17 protein-coding genes are annotated in these 20,586 nt (G+C 40.6%); 5 read left to right on the top strand and 12 right to left on the bottom strand.

What is annotated here, in order from left to right; translation table 11 throughout:
• Positions 1 to 282 (top strand): zinc ribbon domain-containing protein (locus AC1TO9_RS17500; RefSeq protein WP_482059986.1); only part of this gene is annotated, 282 nt, incomplete at its 5' end.
• Positions 283 to 369: 87 nt separating this feature from the next.
• On the opposite strand, the gene AC1TO9_RS17495 is transcribed toward AC1TO9_RS17500, so the two are convergent.
• Positions 370 to 1,308: a tyrosine-type recombinase/integrase gene (locus tag AC1TO9_RS17495; RefSeq protein ID WP_482059985.1), complete on the bottom strand. Its 939-nt coding sequence runs from the start codon at positions 1,306 to 1,308 to the stop codon at positions 370 to 372.
• Positions 1,309 to 1,497: 189 nt separating this feature from the next.
• On the opposite strand from AC1TO9_RS17495, the gene AC1TO9_RS17490 reads away from it, so the two are divergent.
• A complete protein-coding gene (locus tag AC1TO9_RS17490) occupies positions 1,498 to 2,454 on the top strand; it encodes an alpha/beta hydrolase (protein WP_482057081.1) in 957 nt (318 codons plus the stop codon).
• 56 nt (positions 2,455 to 2,510) lie between these two features.
• On the opposite strand, the gene AC1TO9_RS17485 is transcribed toward AC1TO9_RS17490, so the two are convergent.
• Positions 2,511 to 3,557, bottom strand: coding sequence for a glycoside hydrolase family 53 protein (locus AC1TO9_RS17485; protein WP_482059984.1), 1,047 nt, complete (start codon positions 3,555 to 3,557; stop codon positions 2,511 to 2,513).
• A gap of 366 nt (positions 3,558 to 3,923) precedes the next feature.
• Here AC1TO9_RS17485 and AC1TO9_RS17480 point away from each other — a divergent pair, with 366 nt between their 5' ends.
• Positions 3,924 to 5,150: an MFS transporter gene (locus tag AC1TO9_RS17480; RefSeq protein ID WP_482057083.1), complete on the top strand. Its 1,227-nt coding sequence runs from the start codon at positions 3,924 to 3,926 to the stop codon at positions 5,148 to 5,150.
• A gap of 188 nt (positions 5,151 to 5,338) precedes the next feature.
• On the opposite strand, the gene AC1TO9_RS17475 is transcribed toward AC1TO9_RS17480, so the two are convergent.
• From AC1TO9_RS17475 to AC1TO9_RS17460, 4 genes are all read right to left on the bottom strand, one after another.
• Positions 5,339 to 6,028 (bottom strand): DUF3221 domain-containing protein, encoded by a 690-nt coding sequence (locus AC1TO9_RS17475; protein ID WP_482059983.1) that lies wholly within the window; start codon positions 6,026 to 6,028, stop codon positions 5,339 to 5,341.
• 276 nt (positions 6,029 to 6,304) lie between these two features.
• Positions 6,305 to 6,565, bottom strand: coding sequence for a nucleotidyltransferase domain-containing protein (locus AC1TO9_RS17470; RefSeq protein WP_482059982.1), 261 nt, complete (start codon positions 6,563 to 6,565; stop codon positions 6,305 to 6,307).
• 110 nt (positions 6,566 to 6,675) lie between these two features.
• Positions 6,676 to 6,798, bottom strand: a complete 123-nt coding sequence (locus AC1TO9_RS17465) for a YgjP-like metallopeptidase domain-containing protein (RefSeq protein WP_482059997.1) — start codon at positions 6,796 to 6,798, stop codon at positions 6,676 to 6,678.
• Positions 6,799 to 7,189: 391 nt separating this feature from the next.
• Positions 7,190 to 9,688, bottom strand: a complete 2,499-nt coding sequence (locus tag AC1TO9_RS17460; protein WP_482059981.1) for a glycosyl hydrolase family 18 protein — start codon at positions 9,686 to 9,688, stop codon at positions 7,190 to 7,192.
• A 620-nt stretch (positions 9,689 to 10,308) separates the two neighbouring features.
• On the opposite strand from AC1TO9_RS17460, the gene ppk1 reads away from it, so the two are divergent.
• Positions 10,309 to 12,426 carry a polyphosphate kinase 1 gene (ppk1, locus tag AC1TO9_RS17455; protein ID WP_482059980.1) on the top strand — a complete coding sequence of 706 codons (2,118 nt, stop codon included), beginning with the start codon at positions 10,309 to 10,311 and terminating at the stop codon, positions 12,424 to 12,426.
• Here ppk1 and AC1TO9_RS17450 read toward each other — a convergent pair.
• From AC1TO9_RS17450 to AC1TO9_RS17435, 4 genes are all read right to left on the bottom strand, one after another.
• Positions 12,374 to 13,903, bottom strand: coding sequence for a Ppx/GppA phosphatase family protein (locus AC1TO9_RS17450; RefSeq protein WP_482059979.1), 1,530 nt, complete (start codon positions 13,901 to 13,903; stop codon positions 12,374 to 12,376). The two genes, ppk1 and AC1TO9_RS17450, sit on opposite strands and share 53 nt — an antisense overlap.
• A 120-nt stretch (positions 13,904 to 14,023) precedes the next feature.
• Complete coding sequence (locus tag AC1TO9_RS17445) at positions 14,024 to 14,902, bottom strand: alpha/beta fold hydrolase (RefSeq protein ID WP_482059978.1); 879 nt, start codon at positions 14,900 to 14,902, stop codon at positions 14,024 to 14,026.
• Between the two features lie 100 nt (positions 14,903 to 15,002).
• Entirely contained in the window at positions 15,003 to 15,137 is a 135-nt protein-coding gene (locus tag AC1TO9_RS17440; RefSeq protein ID WP_482059977.1) for a hypothetical protein, read from the bottom strand.
• Between the two features lie 11 nt (positions 15,138 to 15,148).
• A complete protein-coding gene (locus AC1TO9_RS17435; protein ID WP_482059976.1) occupies positions 15,149 to 16,558 on the bottom strand; it encodes a UDP-N-acetylmuramoyl-L-alanyl-D-glutamate--2,6-diaminopimelate ligase in 1,410 nt (469 codons plus the stop codon).
• A gap of 235 nt (positions 16,559 to 16,793) precedes the next feature.
• Here AC1TO9_RS17435 and AC1TO9_RS17430 point away from each other — a divergent pair, with 235 nt between their 5' ends.
• Positions 16,794 to 18,866, top strand: coding sequence for a 5'-nucleotidase C-terminal domain-containing protein (locus AC1TO9_RS17430; protein ID WP_482059975.1), 2,073 nt, complete (start codon positions 16,794 to 16,796; stop codon positions 18,864 to 18,866).
• 138 nt (positions 18,867 to 19,004) lie between these two features.
• On the opposite strand, the gene AC1TO9_RS17425 is transcribed toward AC1TO9_RS17430, so the two are convergent.
• Positions 19,005 to 19,256, bottom strand: coding sequence for a hypothetical protein (locus tag AC1TO9_RS17425; RefSeq protein ID WP_482057091.1), 252 nt, complete (start codon positions 19,254 to 19,256; stop codon positions 19,005 to 19,007).
• 65 nt (positions 19,257 to 19,321) lie between these two features.
• Positions 19,322 to 20,581, bottom strand: coding sequence for a hypothetical protein (locus AC1TO9_RS17420; RefSeq protein ID WP_482059974.1), 1,260 nt, complete (start codon positions 20,579 to 20,581; stop codon positions 19,322 to 19,324).
• Positions 20,582 to 20,586 lie beyond the last annotated feature (5 nt).

Below are 20,586 nucleotides of genomic sequence, written 5' to 3'. Positions count from 1 at the left end.
GCTAAAGCCATCAGCGACGTATCATGGTCACAATTCAAGAGTATGATTGAATACAAAGCGAAATGGTCGGGAAAACAAGTCGTTACCGTTGCTAGAAACTTTCCTTCGAGCCAGCTCTGCTCAAGTTGTGGCTACAAAAACATAGACGTTAAAAATCTCAGACTACGTGAATGGGACTGCCCAGAGTGCCACACCCATCATCAAAGAGATATTAACGCAGGAATCAATATTAAAAATGAAGCCATAAGACTTCTAACCGTTGGAATGACGGGGATCGCCTAATCAAAAACCAACCGTTAGGTTGGTGTTCTTAGGAATCTCCCACTTCAAACAGACCGTAAGGCGGTTAAGTGGTGAGTAGTTCAATTCTTATTTAATAATATGCTCGTTCACGGACAGTACTGGCAGATCCAATGTGAGTCTAGACATAGCTTCCTCTTTCTCACGACTAGTAATATGCGTGTAAACCGTAGTAGTCTGAATGGAGGAATGTCCAAGTAGTTCCTGTACTGTACGCAAATCGGCCCCTTTACGAAGCAACATGGTTGCGAAAGAATGGCGTAACTTATGGCTAGAATACGGTACTCGATGCATTGGTAATACATCATTTTGAAAGCGATCAAACGTATCCGATGCCGCTTGTTGAATTGCCCGAATGGACAATCTTTTTCCTTTTTGCGAAATGAACATGGCCGTCTCTTTACTACGTTTGGGCTCAAGTCGTTCTTCTAGCGCTAATTCTAATAGGGGACAGACCGCTTCAGGAACCGGAACCGTTCGCCATTTGCGACCTTTCCCGAATACACTTAGCAAGCGCCGTTCCATGTTATAATCTGCAATATCTAGTGTATGAACTTCCCCAACACGAAGGCCCATATAGGCCATTAATAAGAAAATCGCAAGATTACGATTACGGTACTTCCCCTCCACTGCACTGAAAAATTTCACCATCTCAGATTCATCAAGGTATACTGGCGCTCGATTCTTATCCGTCTTAGACTTTTTAATATCTAATGCTGGATTGACACCATGCAACTCTAAATCTATTAACGCTTTAAAAAAACAGGAGACTGAAGCATGCTTACGATTACGTGTTGCATCACTCACCCCTCGTTCACGAACAGATGATAAATAAGAGATAATATGAAACTTTTTTACACTCTCTAGCGACTTATCACCGAGTGAATTCAAAAACTCATGCACATCACTAAGGTATGATTTCTGTGTGTGCGCTGTGTACCCTGCATCTTTCATCCAGATTAGAAAGGCATCCAGCGCTTCTTCGTAGTCTTCGCTATAATTGTTCACGCCTTCGCCACCTCCACTTCTTTACAACAACCTATTCTACCATATAATAGCCGTGGAGGAAGTAGGATTTTAATATAATAAGGGTATGATTTACATATATTCCATATTGTTTGATTCGCAACGTTATTAGATGGGTAAGTATTAAAGAGATTGAAATTGACTATGATATCAAAAAGGAGACGGTTATTTATGAATGAAACGAACAAGATTGTCCTTGAACCTGCTGCTCAGAAATTTGCTGATGATAATGCTAAGCCTCCATTCCTACCTGATCTTGGTCCTGAAAAAGGACGCGCTACCGTCATTGAAGTTCAATCTGGGGATATCAACAAACCAGATGCTGATATAGAAGATATCATGTTGCCCGATGGTCCAAACGGTGATATTTCAGTTCGGATTGTCCGTCCTAAAGATTCTTCGTCAATAACTTTACCGGTGATCATCTACATTCATGGTGCTGGTTGGGTATTTGGAAATGATCATACACATGACCGCTTAATCCGCGAACTGGCTACTGGTGCTCAAGCAGCAGTTGTCTTCACCAACTATAGCTTATCCCCTGAAGCTAAATATCCAACTGCTATCGAAGAAGTATACCAAGTACTGAAATGGGTTGCTGACAACGGAGAGGAGCACGGATTCGATCCGAGTCAACTAACCGTAGCTGGTGACAGCGTTGGTGGAAATATGACCGCAGCGATTACGCTGATGTGCAAGGAGCGCAGAGGTCCGAAGATTAGCAAACAATTACTCTTCTACCCTGTCACCGATGCATCCTTTGATACGGACTCCTATCATCAATTCGCTGAAGGTTACTTCCTTCAACGCGACGGTATGAAATGGTTCTGGGAGCAATACACGGGGGATCCTAACGATCGCGAACAGATTACAGCGTCTCCACTTCGAGCAACGATTGAACAGCTACGGGATCTCCCCGAAGCTCTGATTATTACAGGTGAAGCTGATGTGCTGCGCGATGAGGGCGAAGCATATGCCAATAAGCTACGTGAGGCAGGAGTCACCGTTACAGCAGTTCGCTTTCAGGGCATTATTCATGATTTCGTCATGTTAAATGCTCTCGCAGATACTAATGCCAAAAAAGCCGCAATTAAATTAGCGACAACGTGGATTAAAGAAGGATTCTAATTGTTTAAGTCCTAATCACAAACGGACACCAATACTTCATCGGTGTCCGTTTGTGATTAGGTTATAAATCCATCCAAAGCGATAGTAGGTTTCATATCTGCTTGCCAGGCTCCTTTACTGTAACCGCCGTTATAACTTGGAGTAGCCTGAGGTTCCCAATAGAATACACCTAGTCCCTTACCTCCAGAGATGTTCCGAATCTTCGTCTTGATATCAGTAATAAAGCTCTTGGCCGCAGTAGGTTGATTATAATCCATACCTATCTCCGTTATCATAATTGGCTTATTATATCTAGATATCATATTATTAGCATTACTTATCGTTTGTGTCACCTTAGTAGACCAGTCTGTACTCGATGGGTACAAAGACATTCCAATAATATCAAAATTGGCCCCATTACTAATCAGACCACCGATATTCCATACGAAAACGTCATTATCATAACCATTAGCAAGATGGACAATGGTCTGCGTGCTACTACTAATTGATTTCACTGCATTATGACCGGTATTGACAAGCCAAGCATAATTTTTCATGCTAAGAGATGCCTTCCCATCATTCCATAACATCCCATTGTTAGTTTCATTTCCAATCTGTACCCAGTCTGGAGTGACTCCTTTACTTTTCATTGTATTCATAACATCCCTTGTGTGGTTCCATACTGCATCCATTTGCTGTTGAAAAGTATAGTTGCTCCATGAAGCAGGTTTATTCTGCTTGCCAGGGTCTGCCCATGAATCACTGTAGTGTAAAGTCAACATCACACTAAGTCCAGCATTTTTAGCACGTAGAGCAAGATCCGCTGCCCTGTCCTTATTCATGTAACCATTGCCATAATCGTTAGAAGGATTAACGAATACTCTAATTCGAACAGAGTTCATTTGATAATCTTGCTTCAGAATTTGTAGAATATCCCGAGTAGCCCCCGTCTTATCTTTCCATTTGTAACCTTGAGCTTCCATCGCTGCCACCCAACTAATATCTGCCCCCTTAGCAAAAGATGGTGCCGCTTCGACTTTCTCAGGAATCAAGAAGTATGCCGAGACAACTACAGAAAAACTAAGTACGATCACGAGCGAGAAGCTAATCACTTTTTTAAACATCTCATTGACCTCCTTTTTTAATAGTAGTAAATGTAATCGGAAAGACACTGTAGGAAGTAAATAATTGTATGCGTTTTCATTATATATTTATTAATTGAGCATTTATAGGATATATTTGCAATATTTATGCAGTTTTTAAATCTATTACACTTACCAAGAACCCACTATCCTTATATAAAACGCCCCACAATTGAAACAGCGTATAATTTAAGTTATACGCTGTTTTTTATGAGCTTTTTTGTGCCTTTTTATGTGTTAATTCATATACTTCGTGACAAACTAAATGATATTGTTGATAATGATGTAGTGGCCATTTTCATAACACATATTTACACAAATTTGCACTTTACACAGGAGGTTTATTCTTTGACAGGATCCAAGGCTCAATCATCAGCTAGCGCATCTGCTTCAACGACGGTATACCCTATACTGTTCGCGATTAGTATCGTTCATTTATTAAATGACACGATGCAGTCAACGGTATCTGCTCTTTTTCCAATATTGAAAGATTCCATGGATCTCAGCTTTAGTCAGATTGGTCTAATTGCATTCGCCATGAATATTACAGCATCCTTATTACAACCTTTAATTGGAATGTATGCAGATATTCGACCACGACCATACATATTGCCGTTTGGTGTCTGCTTTACTTTGTTTGGAATTATCATGCTAGCCATAGCGCCAAGTTTTGCTATAGTGTTGTTCGCTGTCATTTCCATGGGGATAGGGTCAGCCATATTTCACCCAGAATCCTCACGGGTTGCATACTTAGCTAGCGGGGGCAAACGGGGTTTCTCACAATCCTTATTCCAGGTTGGTGGGAACATAGGAAGTTCCCTTGGACCGATCATGACAGCACTGATTTTTGTAAAGATTGGCCAATTCGGTGTCATCTGGTTCACGATCGCCGCACTTACTGCCATTGCAATTCAGTTCAAAGTAGCCCAATGGTATGGTAAACAAATGTTGCATGTCACACCTGTTAAGAAAAAAATAGCTACCAACGTTCGTCGTACTGGGCTTAGTCGTAATCAGGTCATCGGAACGATCGTTATCTTAGTATTTCTTGTATTCTCCAAGAATGTGTATATGTCCAGTATCACTTCTTTCTATACATTCTTCTTGATGGAAACTCATGGGGTCACTATACAGCATGCACAATACTTTTTATTCGCTTTCCTCGGGGCGGCAGCCCTTGGTACATTTCTAGGTGGTCCCTTGTCTGACAGATATGGACGGAGAAATATTATCTGGCTCTCTATTCTAGGTACAGCCCCCTTCTCGATTCTAATGCCACATGTATCGTTGGCATGGGCAGCTGTCCTAAGTATATTTGCTGGTTTTATTCTTTCATCAGCATTCTCAATCATCGTCGTGTATGCGCAAGAATTAGTCCCTGGCAAGATTGGTCTCATATCGGGATTATTCTTCGGACTAGCTTTCGGTTTGGGCGGACTAGGCTCCGCAGTTATGGGGAATATTGCAGATCATACAAGCATCCCCTTCATCATGAATCTTTCCTCATATTTACCGTTACTCGGTATGTTGGCCATCTTGTTACCTAAAGATAAAGATATCGCCTCAGAGTATTGACACGATACAAAGAACCGGCTGTGACGTCCCTTACAAGGATGCGCAGCCGGTTTTTCTTGGTCCATTCTGCTTCATATACAAAGTGTTAGTTTACATAATATTAGTTATGTAAACTAATATTAATTTTAATCATATTTATTTAATTGCTTTCATTGGAATTCATCAATTTGTAAGGGCATATTTTCCCTTCACTGAAAGCTTTCAAGTGGTATTGTATACAAATTTATGACACTACCATCCTTTGCACTATATTCAAATAACTCAAGCGTAAGAGTTCCATTCAAAGGTAACTTTTCCTCAGGAATATGAATATCCAGTGCGAAAGCGGACCACTCTGGAGCACCCATGTCCAAGGTTAGAAAATCCTCCACTAAATAATAATGACCGTCTGAAACGGCATAATTCATCGTTGCTTCAAACACACGACCCTCACCGGTTATCGTATACTTACCCTTTAAGCCAGTAGCCTTAATATTTCGAAAAGCCTTATTTTCTACAGATCTTTCAGCAATCACTTCAATCTTCTCCGCTGTTCCTTGCATCGGAAATGATTCTGCCACAGGTCCATTAACCCAATATTGAACCTTTTGCCCTACCTTTAAGGTAGACGCTTGAGATGTTGTAAGCCATATGGCATTCCCTTGATAACTCCCGGAAATGTCATTCCACGATTTGTCGAAGTCCTCTGTGTTCACTTGATCCAATACCAATACGCTATGATCTGCCACTTCAAATATAAATCCTTCTTCCATTTGTGAAACCATGTCTTCATCATTGGGTACAGTTTCTCCAATAGATTTAGTTTCTCCAGTAGAAGTACACCCAGTGACGACTAAGACTAACATCATGATCATCAACACTAATTTGAGTTGTTTCATAGTATAACCCCTTCTTTCTACAAATTCATACTGCTCATATCCTATGACGATAATGAACAGGGATATGTTTCAATCGATTACATCATTAGAATCATGCCGATAACAAACATGTAATTGAGAGTCTCAATAATTCCATTAAAGATATTTCCGCACAGTATTGATACAATACTAAAAACCGATCGTTACGTCCCTAATTAGGACGACGCAACCGGTTTTTCGAAAAATATAGATGATAACATATTTCGATAGCACTTCCTAGGAAGATTCAAAAAAATACTATACTAAGTTCTTTTGAGTATATAGCACCTTTCCTAATTTTAATATTTCCTCCAAAAAGCCACTCTGATCCTTATCTTCTTGTATCAAGATCGGTTCAATTCGATCATCAATATTTCTTCTTAACTTATAAAGTTTGGCACTAGTTGTTAAAAAGTCATTGTCAACGCTATCTACAATAACAGCGAAATGTATATCGCTAGTACTATTTGCCATTCCCGTGACTTGTGACCCATAAAGAACAACTTTCTTTGCATTCACGTGTGATAGTATTGATTGTTGTGTAAATTATAACATATGTTTGGCTTAGGACGATAAGGATCTATACATTGATTATCCACCATTTTTACTAAATATACTGAAGGTTAGAATTATATCCTTCCAAAAATTACAATTTCATGAACGGCAATATACTCTAGACACTCCGCTGTCTTTTTGCCCAATTCTAAGTTAATCCATACACGACCTGCATCGCGGTTACAGGTTCCCCACACACAATAGTTCAACCTGCGTTTACTCAAGCCATTGGAACATGCAGAATCTAGTAGCGTAGGGTACGGAATTGTTCTGAAGAAGCGATAGCCTTCGCCTACAAGCTTTCCGCAGGAAAGCTACTTCGGAAGCATATGCTTTGCCATCGGATTTCTACCGCTATATGCGGTATATAATTAGGAAATCTGAGGGCACAGCGATCGTAAGTGCAATCCGTCACCGTAGCGGTTACCCTGCATAACGTTTTGTAAGTACCCATTGTAATATTAAGCCTTTATTATACAACAAACCCAACGCCTATGTGGCATTGGGTTCTCTTTACAGAATTTTTTTTTCGTTTTGCAGTGCTCTCTATTAAGGAGGTACTTTTAACCAAGAAAAAGTGATCTATAACTACTGTAATAACCATAATGCTGGCGTGTTAGTTGGCTCCCATCCTTCCAGAGAAGTATGGTTTTGTCTACAAGAGTATGTTGCTCCTCCGTAAGTTACCAATTGACCTGTTGTATAATTAGTATTAACTACCCAAGGATTAGCACCGTTCTGATTGGTTGTCGTTGTTGATTGAATAGATGTACTACTAGATATATTGCCAGCGCCGTCTGTGGCACTAACTGTAAATGTATATGTTGTACCTGCAGATAGACCAGAGATTGTGGCCGTTGTACTTGTTACAGTCACACTATTCGATCCATTGCTTACTGTATAACCTGTAACTCCCACATTGTCCGTGGAAGCCGTCCAGCTTAGACTAACGCTAGAAGATGTGTTCCCTGTAACCTGTAAATTTGTTGGTACAGTAGGAGCGGTCGTATCCCCGCTGGAAATATCCGTAGTTATCGTTACCGAGTTGCTCGCTCCAGATTCGTTACCTGAGTTATCAATAGCTTTTACGGTAAACGTGTAAGACGTGTTTGCATTCAGCCCACTAACTGTTGCGCTTGTTCCCGTAACAGATGTAGATAGTGTTGACCCGCGGTACACATTATATCCTGTTACTCCAACATTATCTGTGGATGCTGACCAATTTAATGATACACTATTCGTTGTTTTACCTAAAGATGCTAAGTTTGTCGGAATTGAAGGGGCTTCTGTATCACCACCTACACAGTTCTCAATAAATCTCCATACACCCCAGTCGCCGCTTTGGTCAGGTTGATCACCTTGGGTCCACCATTGGGCCTCATAAACTTTTTCATTAAATGAAGCGCGTTGACCTATGGTATATACTGTTCCTGATCCCCATGCAGGAGCTGAACATGTGTTGATATTTCCATTTGTAGTTGCTTGGATACTAGTACCCGTAGATACATTGCCAGCTGCATCTCTAGCCTTTACGGTAAACGTATAGGCTGTGTTCGCAGCCAATCCGCTTATCGTAGTGGATGTTCCAGTTACGCTTACAGAAGTACCACCATATGAAACAATATATCCCGTCACACCCACATTATCTGAAGATGCACTCCATGATAGGTTTACACTATTTGAGGTTTTGGAAGGCGTACTCAGATTACCAGGTACTGTTGGTGCTTGTGAGTCGTTGTTAATTGTGCCTTGTAAATCCGTTGCTAATTTATTTAATAATAGTTTATTGCGGTCTCCGCTGAACTCCCAGAACATAGCGCCAGCTAAGTTGTTAGATTTAATATAATTAATTTTGTGATCAAAGGATTCTACATCATCATAAGTGATGAAGTTCCCATTTGATGGATTAAATAAATAAGGTACCTTCGATACATTGTTCCAAAAACGTGTATATCCATTTTTATTAATATAATTATTCTGGAGATCAGTAAAGTCAAAAACACCATTTTCCCATGTACCTAAATTTGAATTACTACAATTTTCATATTGACCATTGTTAGTATTAGTACACCCACTCCACCCCCGTCCATAGAATGGAGTTCCCATAACTATTTTGTTAGCAGGTACACCTGCATTAAGATGACCTTGTACCCCTCCATCAGCATGGAAGTTCTCCGCGCCGGGTACACCCGCCGTTATTGCTGCTGGATCCATGTAAAGTGGTGAATTGTGTCCACTTTTACTATTAAATCCACCGTTGAAGTCGTAAGTCATGATATTAATCCAGTCAAGGATATTGGCGATATTAGCTAACTCATTGTTATCAACATAAGCAGGACTTGCACCTGATGCAATCGTTAGCAAGTATTGTTTACCATCAGCAATCTCAGCTGCATTAAGCTTATCCCGAACGGCCTGTAATAGCAGAACATGATTTTGTTTGTCTGCAGCGCGGTAGCTATTCCCCGTTAAGCCGTTTGCTACTGGGTATTCCCAGTCCAGATCAACGCCATCAAACTGATATTTACGGATAAAATCTACAGCGGAGTTCGCAAAGGCTTCACGTGTCGTTGCACTTGCTGCTACGTCAGAGAAGCGATTTGACCAAGACCATCCACCAATAGAAATAATAGTCTTCAGATGTGGATTGGCTTGTTTCAAATCAATTAATTGTCCCAAGTTTCCTTTAATGGGGTCATCCCAAGCATCTCCTGCTTGGCTCTTCTGTGCATCAATCCATGGATCACCTAGTACAATCGTTCCATTTGGAACATTAATAGTTCCAACCTCATCCTGGCAAGACCATGTTACTGGATTTGGACCCGTTGGATCAGGATTACCGTGTATACCGTTCCAGCATATGTCAGCAAATGCATAATTAATATGAGTCACTTTTGAAGCGTCGATATCACTAACCAAATAATTACGGGCATATGCCCCCCAAGCTGGATAGTAGCCTACTATTTTATACTCTTCTGCGGCTTGAACCTTTTCACTAGAATTCAATAATTGAAACATTGAAAAGAGTAATGTAAAAAATATAATCAAAACAACTGATTTTTGATATGATCTCTTATTCATTGTCATTTCTTAAATCCTCCTCTTAGTATAAGATTTGAAAACGCTTTCAAATCGGTAAATCAATTATTACACCATACCTCCTTTTTAAATGTTCTATTTCATTCTTGCATGACATGGAAATTTAAAGTAAACCCCCTTTCACGACAAGAAGAGAAATCAAATAGGGACGGGCATGTGAATGAATCTCATAAGAAAGGAAACTTAATAACGTTAGAGCTGAATTTGAACGAAGTGTGTCTTACATCTTTATTGTCTATAAAACTACGACAAAGGAAAAGGGATAACATTTTATTATAGGGGATAAATTTCTCTAATATTTAACAGAAGTGTTATTTTCATTTCAATCATATGATGTATATATCTATCCTGATGGTTCAACAATATATCGAGAACACATTTAACTTGTATTATTAAATGGGAGGACCTATAGTTCCCAATGACTCTATGAAATACATAACGTAATATATATTATGTTAACTAAATCGTAACAATCTGATCAATTCAGCCATTTTTTAATTTTAAATCATAAACTTTACACAGAATTTACACAGAATTTACATTTCTTCTCCGAGTTAATAGTAGAATGAAATAGTACAAACTAAAATTCAACAAGGTATGGTGGGAACATGATAAATTTAGAAGAAAAAACGACAATAAATCGTACACTGCCATCAGGATATCTAAACCGTGATTTGAGTTGGATTGAATTCAACCACCGTGTACTTCAAGAAGCACAAGATCCCAATAACCTTCTCCTTGAGAGAGCGCGCTTTCTTGCTATTGTGTCCAGCAATTTAGATGAATTCATGAGTGTTCGTGTAGCAGGTATTCAAGATCAGCTTAGAGCTGGATATTCTAAAAAGGATTTTACCGGTTACACTCCTTCTGGACTCTATAAACGGCTATTAAAAAAAGTAGCTAAAATCATTACTGATCAATATCGCACATTCCGTGATATTTCCAGGCAGTTAAATAAAGAGGGTATCTACTTCTCTGATTATGAAGATTTGAATATTGCACAGAGCCAAGCGATGGGACATTATTTTCAAGATATTATCTTCCCTGTTCTTACTCCTATGGCGGTAGATCAGAGCAGACCTTTCCCCTTAGTACATAGTCAATTTGTATATTTGTCTGTCGTCCTTACGAAAGAAGATGACATTGAAGAAGAGCCCTATTTTGCTATTTTACAAATTCCATCTAATCTTGCTCGTTGTATTCCGCTACCTCACCGTTCCAATAGTAAGAAACGCCAGTTCATATTTATTGAAGAGCTAATTAAACACCATATTCACACCTTGTTCAGCGGGTATATCCCTATCGCAGTTCATGAATTCCGCATTACTCGTAATTCTGATCTGAGCATCAACGAAGATGGTGCTGAAGATCTTTTGGAGGAGATTGAGAAGGAATTACGTAAAAGAAGATGGGGCTCTCCAGTATGCTTAGAGGTTGAAAAAGGAATACACCCCTTCGCGCTAAGCCAGTTACAAAATGAATTTCAAATTACAGATTCTATTTTTGAAATAGACGGACCTCTTGACCTTCATTTTCTGATGGATTTCGCAGGATCTTTGAAAGGTTATTCCCATTTGAGTCATCGTCCCATTGAACCTGTATATCCGATGGAATTTGATGAGAATGATGATTTCTTCGAGGTGTTAAGAGAACGTGATGTCCTTGTATATCACCCTTATGAGTCTTTCGAGGCGGTTACTGATTTCATTACCCAAGCTGCTGAAGATGATCATGTGATGGCGATTAAGATGACATTATATCGCGTAAGTGGAAATTCTCCGCTGATACAAGCGTTAGCAACGGCTGCTGCATCAGGTAAACAGGTGACTGTTGTCGTGGAATTGAAGGCTAGATTTGATGAGGAACGTAATATCGCCTGGGCTCGCAAGCTTGAGAAAGCAGGATGTCATGTCGTATATGGATTAATTGGTCTAAAAACACATGCCAAAATCACCTTGATCGTCCGCCAAGAAGGTCTTGAGTTGCAGCGTTACGTTCACGTAGGAACAGGTAATTACAATGATAGCACTGCCAAAATATATACTGATTTAAGCCTATTTACATCCAATCACAATATTGGCTTAGACGCATCAGAGCTATTCAATCAAATGACCGGTTATTCAACGAACTATGATTGGGATGCCATTACAGTTGCACCAACCAATATGAGCAGCACCCTCTTCGACCTTATTCGTAGGGAAGCTGAACATGCTGCTTCCGGCAGACCCGCAAGAATCATCGCCAAAATGAATTCCTTATCCAATCAAGATATGATTGACGAGTTATACGCTGCTTCAACCGCAGGAGTTCAGATTGATCTCATCATAAGAGGTGTATGCTGTCTTCGTCCTGGTGTTCCAGGTCTAAGTGAGAATATCACCGTGCGTAGTATCGTTGACCGCTTTCTAGAGCATTCGCGCATCTATTATTTTGAAAATGGGGGTACTTCCGAAGTATGGATCTCTAGTGCAGATTGGATGACTCGTAATTTAACTAGACGCATTGAACTGATGTGTCCCGTGTATGACCCTCACATTCAAGATCTGGTGTACACAATATTGAATTTATCACTTGAGGATAATATTAAAGCTAGATTCCTGCAATCCAATGGTAATTATGAGTTTGCCAACGACAACAAGGCTCCATTTAGGAGCCAGGCTGAAGCTTTGATTGTTAAGAAGTGGAAGGGAAATCAACTTTTATTTTTAGATCCCATGCTCCATTAAATACCTTGATTGCATTATCCATCTCATCCTGTTCAACATAGGTTTCGACATCGCTATGAACGGTAAGATGTAGTATTCCATTTCGAATCACAGTGGAGATGTCCGTAACAGCCTGTGTTTCACTTTGGTCAAGTGCGATACAAAGTTGTACAAGCGATCCTAACTTATGAATCCACTCTTCGTCGGAATGCAGCAAAATGTCCTTATGATCTGCGGACAATTTCTGCTTCCGGCTTTTTGTATTATAGGAGGATATTAAAGCACAAAGTATAATCTCTCGATGAGTAAGTCCACGAATAGTCGAATTCATGATCCAGTAACGTGTATGCTGATTGTATTGATAATAATTGATATGCCCACCAATACGGTATAACATGATAGAAGCATATAGTAGCTTCTTATGTTCCTTAGAATCCCCCTCCCCATGTAAGGATTCATACAAACGATTGGACAATTTAAGGAGATGTTCTAAATGAGCCGAAGAAATTTCAGTTTCAAAAGATAGCAGTCGATGAATGCTGAATTCCAATGTACTCGGTTTAACCGGATTAACGGGATCTAATAGTTCATGCAGCAGACCCTCACGGAGCCCTTCCCCACTAATAAGACATTGTGTAGACTGAATATAGTGATAGATCGTGTGAAAAATAATGAGCCCCGACACAATGATATCTGCACGACTTTTGGATAGTCCATTGACATGTTTACGTTTCTCCAAGGATAGATGAGGAAGTGTATCATATAATCGATTTACGGTGTCCGTTTCCAAGGCATAATGATGTGAAGTTGGCATCGAGTAATGACAGTGCTTCTGATCTATTTTACCAAGGGACCGTAGCGTTCCACCTAGACCAAACAGTGGCAAGTGTGGTCTTGACTGCAACCAATCATGTTCTTGAAGCTGATCCAGCACGTATGTACGAAGATTCTGTATCCGTTCTTCATTCCAATTCCCATGGTCTCCGAACATGACATTCGTGTTAACCGCACCGAAAGGTAAAGAGATGCTAGTCTGGTAACTACGGTTCTCAAACAGTGTAATCTCTGTACTTCCTCCGCCGATATCTATAACGAAACCATCCTTCGTGTCAAAAGAATTAATGACTCCTAGGAAACCGAAATACGCCTCTTCTTTTCCGGTAATAAGTTGAATATCTATAGCAGATTTCCGTGATAAGTATTCTATAATTTCGTCAGAGTTGCTAGCATTGCGAATTGCTGCCGTCGCACCCGCGCGGATTCTATCCACCCCAAATGTAGTGCATACTTGTTTGAATTGTTTGAGAATAGGGACAATCGTATTCATCTCTTTCTCTTCAATTCGCCCCTGCTCATTCAATTTCTCACTCAAGCGAGCAGATTGTTTACATTCTTTAATAACTTTGTACCCTCCATCGGTCGTTGTATCATAAATGACCAAACGGATGGAGTTAGAACCAATATCTACGATACCAATACGATTTCGATTATCTCTCATCTCTACACACCTCTGCTTGCTGATTGGACAACAAATGATTGATGTCTATGTTAATAATATACCCATAATAAGTGCTTGGCAAAAATTTGTGTGAAAAACCGCTGTGATGACGGATTGTCCTTATATTAAAAAACTTATTATAGTATCGTTTACAAATTCGTGTTTTTCCAATGTTAAAGCATGACCTGCACCATGCACAACACATGTCTGTATATTAGGAATTAATCGTTTCGCTTTAGATAACATCCTTTCGTAATCATAGATTACCTCCTGATCACCAACCAACAGTAAAACTTCCATAGAAAGACTTTGCAACTCGTGATCTTTAAATACAGATGGCATTACACGCATCTGAGGGACACAATTCATTCCGGATATTATAAACTGACGAATGAGCATTTCCGCCTGATCGTCTGGTTGATAGGTTCGGCTCAGGAACCACGATAATTCCTTACGAATACGAGATTCTTTAGGTAGTACGATCGCAGGATATACCTTCAACAAGAATTTGGGGGTGATTTTTTGAATACCAGCGGCCGGTGCTAATAAAATCATTTTCTGCACTTTCTCAGGGGAATGAAGGGCGAAATTTAATGTTAGCCAACCACCCATAGAGTGACCCATAAATATCGCTGATTGAAGTTGAAGTTCCGTGAGCAAATCTGAAACCCATAGTGCTGCATCTTCCCGTGTTTTTAGAACAGATGTCATCGTACTTTTCCCTAAGTCACCCATTGTATCGACGGCATACACCCTGAAATATTTAGATAAGATCTCAATATTCGGATACCACATTGTCGCACTGAACGTCATTCCGTGAAATAGAAATAAGGCAGGTGCCTCAATTGAACCTGTTGCAATGATGTGTGTCTCACCGAAACGTGTAGATAACATGAATTCCTCAAATGGGACAGTCCATAGACTCATTGTCTCATCGTATGCCTGATAGAACTGTTCTCTATTACCTTTTGCACGAAAAATAGAATAACTTCGTTCCATATATCATTCACCTCTCATATTTATTCATTTCGAATAAAAGTATCTGATAGCCTTTCCTTATCGGAACAATCGAAGCATAGCAAGGATTTGTCTTCCAATACTATGCCGTTAAGAAATCCATCATTGCAGTAAATCTTACTTCTACATTCTTTACAGTGGCCAACAAGTTCTTGCATACATATTGCCCCTCCCCATGTTGTAATCGGTGTGTTCCATGCAATTGTGAGACAATCATGTACTTCCTCTTTATGTAGTTACCCGGTGGGAGATGTCTTTTAGAATTCGTTGGACTTCGCTCTTATGGTCTTTCCCAGCAATGAACACGATATCTCCCGCTGTAGCTAATTCAAGGGCTCTAGTTATTGCTTGTTTCTGATCCACTATCAACCCGTCGATATTATTGTATTCAATGAATGAATGTTCCGTCGTTACGATAACAACATCACTGTGCTTAGTGGCAATATCATGCATCTGAGAAAGTGTAGTATCATCCCCCTCTTCTTCACAACTAAACACGGTGATTATTCTCTGATCGCCAAGCTCGAGTAAAGTAAACAGAGCATTCTCTAACGTATCAGGTGAATGAGCATAATCTACAATGACAAGAAAGTCCTGATCACCTTCCATAATCTCCATTCTCCCAGTAACATTAGTGAATTCAGACAATGCTTGTTGTATGACTTGAAGCGGGATTTGTTCAGCCAGGGCAGCTGCAATAGCGGCAAGAGCATTATAGACATTAAATGCGCCAACCATTCTACATTCGATAGTGGTCGTTCCCGTAAAAGAAACAAGTTTGAACGTAATTCCTGTTGTCGTTAATTGAATGTCCTCTGCCATCACGTCCGCTGGATGATGAATACCGTATGTAATGACTTGTGCTGAAGTTAGACTCTGAAATACTTCGGATGCTGGATCATCCGCGTTGAGAATAGCAAATTTGTGTTTGGCTGGCTCAGGTAAGAAAGAATTACCCATTCTCGCGAAAAGAGTCCCTTTTGCCATCAGATAGTTGTCCATCGTTCCATGATAATCAAGATGATCGCCAGTCAAATTCGTAAAGACAGCTGTTCGAAAATCACATCCCATCACACGACCCATATGTAATCCCTGAGAAGTTACCTCCATCACACAATAGTCTGTCAAACATTCCTTCATCTTTGATAAATTCGCCTGTAGCTTGTGTGGATCTTGTGTATTGATGTTACTTTTACGGATTGTGTTGCCGATTTTCGTCCCAATATTGCCCATCAGTCCTGTCCGAAAATTAGCATGAGCCAAGATCGATTCAATCATGTGACTAGTCGTTGTTTTTCCATTGGTCCCTGTCACACCTATTAACTTCAGATGATGACTTGGATAACCGTAGAAATGTGTAGACAGCACTGCCAATGCAAATCGAGCATTCGGCACTTTTATAGTAGGGACACTCGCAAAGACATCCCTTTCAACAATTAGAGCTACTGCTCCCGCTTCTATGGCATCATCAATATATTGGTGACGATCCTCTTGAAGCCCCGGAATACCTGAGATACATACGAATAAATCACCCTGCCTCACTTCCCGTGAATTCATATTGATACCCGTTATTTCGACGTCCAACTCACCTTGAGTTGTAACAATAGTTAACTGCTTAACAAGTTCTTGTAGTTTCAAGCAAGTGACCTCCAATTTCTATATGAACTTCTTCTTATATATGTATTCTCTAAAAAGTTATAATTTACCTTTAGGAAGTTACTATTGACGAAGTCTCAAGGACAAAACGTCAAAGAAATAATAGATTGGGACCTTTCTTGATTTATCACACGCATGACACACACATAACATAGCTAAGTTATGATCAATAGGTACGTACATAGTCCAATACATTAAGGGAGTGGAGTAAACAAAGATGAAGAAGGAAATAATTAGTATCGCAGTCAGTCTGGCGCTAACAGCGAGCATCACTTTACCGGTACATGCTGCTACAGAAAATGGGATTTTCAAAGATATTCAAACCTCACCCTATCGTCAAGCGATTCTCATGCTGAATAACAAAGATATAGTGAGTACTCCGATTGACGGCAAGTTCAATCCGCAGCGGCATTTGACCAAAGCAGAAGCAGCAACGTTGCTCGTCAAAGCGTTTAAGCTACCGACAATTCAACCACAGCCATCAGAGGACCCCAATGTGAAGAAATCAGTGCGTTATAAAGATCCTCTAGGTGTTATCGATGAATCCTTCACAGTACCATCAGCGGCTGACATCACGAGTCACTGGAGCTACTATTACATAGAAGGCGTATTGAAAGTCCGTGCCGACGAGGTGAGCGGTGGGCAATATATGCCAAACAGTGCAATAACCAAGGCGAAATGGGTTGATATGATCGTTCGCACGGTTTATGGGGCTGATCAAGTTGTTGACACTCCGGATAAAGCCGTCGAGCTTGGCATCGCTACGAAAGAAGAGGCTATCAGTACCGACCTAATTACCCGTGAAGAAGCTGCTGCTATCTTAGAGAAATTGATAGCCAACCCGGACTTCAAAGTCATCACGGTGTTCGCTACGTCTGATATTCATTCGCATCTCGAGCCCTATAAGCCGGCGAATGCGAATCGCAATATCGGCGGACTCGCGCGGATGAACAAAATTATTAACGATACACGTGAAATTCAACCGAACACATTGCTCGTTGACGGCGGTGATGCTCCTTACAACATGAACATTGGAAACCTGTTCGAAGGTCGATCATCAATCGATGTCATGAACGCTATGAATTACGACGCAATGGTGCTTGGGAACCACGACTTTGATTTCCCTTTTGATGTAATGCAGAGCAATGCAGAACGCGCTACGTTCCCATTCCTGTCAGCGAATACACTTTATCAGAACGAGCATCCTGAATTTTTGAAGCCATACATCATTAAAGAAGTCGACGGTGTCAAAATCGGCATCATCGGTGTAACAGACGACGAGAGTCATTTCTACACACACCCGAAGAATGTGGAAGGTATCAGCTTCGAGGATGAGTTTGAGTCGACACAAAAGACAGTAGATGCGATTAAAGATCAGACGGATGTCGTGATCGCGCTGGCACATCTGCATGCGGACAACCCGGTTCTACCGACCAAAGTCCAAGGCATTGACGTTGAGATTGGCGGTGGACAAGATGTGGTCGAATTCCCGCAGATTATCGGGGACACATGGCTTATCTCTCCCGGCAAACACGCGGAAGTACTGAATCAGATGAACCTGAACATTCTAAATGGAGAAATGGTCGGACTCAACTTCGCTCACATATTCTTGACGGAGAACTTGGAAGAAGACCCTGTAGTCGCGAACATCATTAAAGATTACAACGATCAGCTTGGAGATAAAATGAAAGAAATCGTAGGCAAAACGACAGTTGCACTAGACGGTGAACGGAGTACGCTGCGTCTTAAAGAATCCAATCTCGGCAACGCTGTTGCAGACAGCTTACGCTCGATGACGGGTGCCGACATCGCTCTGCAGAATGGTGGTGGCGTACGGGCTAGCATCGACGCTGGAGATATTACGCTTGAAGAAATATACGCCGCACTGCCGTTCGATAACACGGTCGTTATGGTTGAAGCAAGCGGCCAGACGGTCTGGGATGCATTAGAGCACGGTGTCTCTTGGTATCCAAGTGCAGCGGGTGGATTCCTGCAAGTATCCGGGCTTAAGTATACGTTTGACGCTTCGAAAGAGGTTGGTTCACGTCTCGTTGAAGTCACGATCGACGGTAAGCCAATTGATAAAACGAAGAAATATAAAGTCGTTGCCAATGACTTCTTGACGGGCGGAGGAGATCTGTTCACGATGCTTAAGGACGAGACGAAGCTTTTATCCAAAACGAAGAGCTACCTGCGAGATGCATTCTACGAATATCTACAAAAGAATAAATCAATTGCACCTGAACTCGAAGGTCGTATAACTGTACTGAATCCTGTGAAAGCTGAATAAAGTGAACGAGGCTTCCCCTCACAGCATAGTTGATTATGATGCAGGGGAAGCCTCTGTTTATGTGATAGGACATTTAAACTCCGTTAGTTGAACAAGGAAATCAACCCAAGTCTCTAACGGAGTATCATTGTATAACTATTATATTGCTGTTAGTGCTTCATATTTGAGCATCATCGATTGTCGAATGGCACTTCTTCTCATCAGGTCACGTTGGACAGCAGCCGGCATATTATAGAATTCATCTACTTGAGCTAAGGCTAGCAATGTCATCTTCGTAGCATCCATCGCAAGATCCTCGTCTTGCAAAATATAATACGCCAATTGGTAACCATATGTCTCCAATCTTCTCAATGCTTCTATCGTTCTATTAAAGTAATCCGTTGATTGCATATTGATTACCTCACAATATATATTATGGCTTTGAATTCATCCTTTCATGGGATTAATAATTCCCACTATTCAGTAATCTTCATATATAACAATTGTACATCCCTCATATGCTCCTTACTTTCCGATGTTCCACTATCAAAGACAACTTCACCTTTGTATACAATGTCTCCATTCAGTGCTTCCACAACGGCAGTCACGGGAATATCGTTTTTGTAGAATAGAATATAAATTCTGTCATTCTTCAGTATTCCTTTTCCTATTTTATCAGCACCGAGTTGCTGGGCTGTTAAGGTGACACCTTCATTTGCTGCTTTGCCTGTCTCTAGGTTATAATTTGATGTTGTGATCATGTCGGGTTCATAACTCAGAATTGAAAGAATGCTGCCATTTAAACGATATGATACGTCAACATCCATTCCTGCTGCCTTCAGTATATAAGACAGATCTGTTAGTACCCCTGTCTTATACGTATAGGAGTATAAATGCTCGCCTACAACTTCCCGATAACGTTCTCCCTCTATTGTTGTTCGTTTCTCCTCACTAACTTTAAATAAGGTATAATCACTGGAAGCAGAATAGGTAGCATTCGTAATTATATTATGATGCAGTTCAACATTATCTTTAGCAGTAATTCCAAAGTCCAGAATCTCCTTGTTGATTAATACTCCATTGTTCATATCCACAACATAATCATGATATTGTAGCTCATCAATAACCCCGTTCCCTTCCTCAAGCACTTTTGGACGCTGGTATGTCAATATATGAATCTGATCTCCAATCAACTGCACATCTGCCACATCGCTGTAAGAATAGCCCGTTTGTTCATCTACGATCGTTTCATAATGACTAACCTTATCCGTCGTCTGATTAAGAAGTTCTATACTTAGTACAATCCCCGACTTATCATCATCAGCGTTATCGACATTAGCTTCCGCATATATAATCCATTCCTCATCCTTGTACAGGCTATCAGCGTACCATTTGCCACGCATAAAGGAACGATGATCTCTGGTGATCTGACGAATATCAGGCTCTTGAGTCATCACTGATCGTTCGGGATTCGAGAATTTTTTACGATAAATAGAGTGTCTGCTCTGATAATCGCTACCATCAGTTGTAACGTTTAAGACTCTAGATCCTCTTCCGCCTATTCTTCCGCCTATATAAGAGCCACTCAGCTGAATTTTTTCTCCCTCGGTAACATCACCCTCAATGGTCGAAAGCTTATACTCCGGTAGATGATCCGCAGCACCGAATACATAATACGTACTCATTCCAACAACGATAAACACACTTAATAGAATAGATAACCAATAACGTCTCATCATGC

The sequence above is a fragment of the Paenibacillus sp. Y916 genome (genome assembly GCF_056786435.1).
Note: the sequence above shows the minus strand (reverse complement) of the source record. Positions and strands in the feature narration are given on the sequence as shown.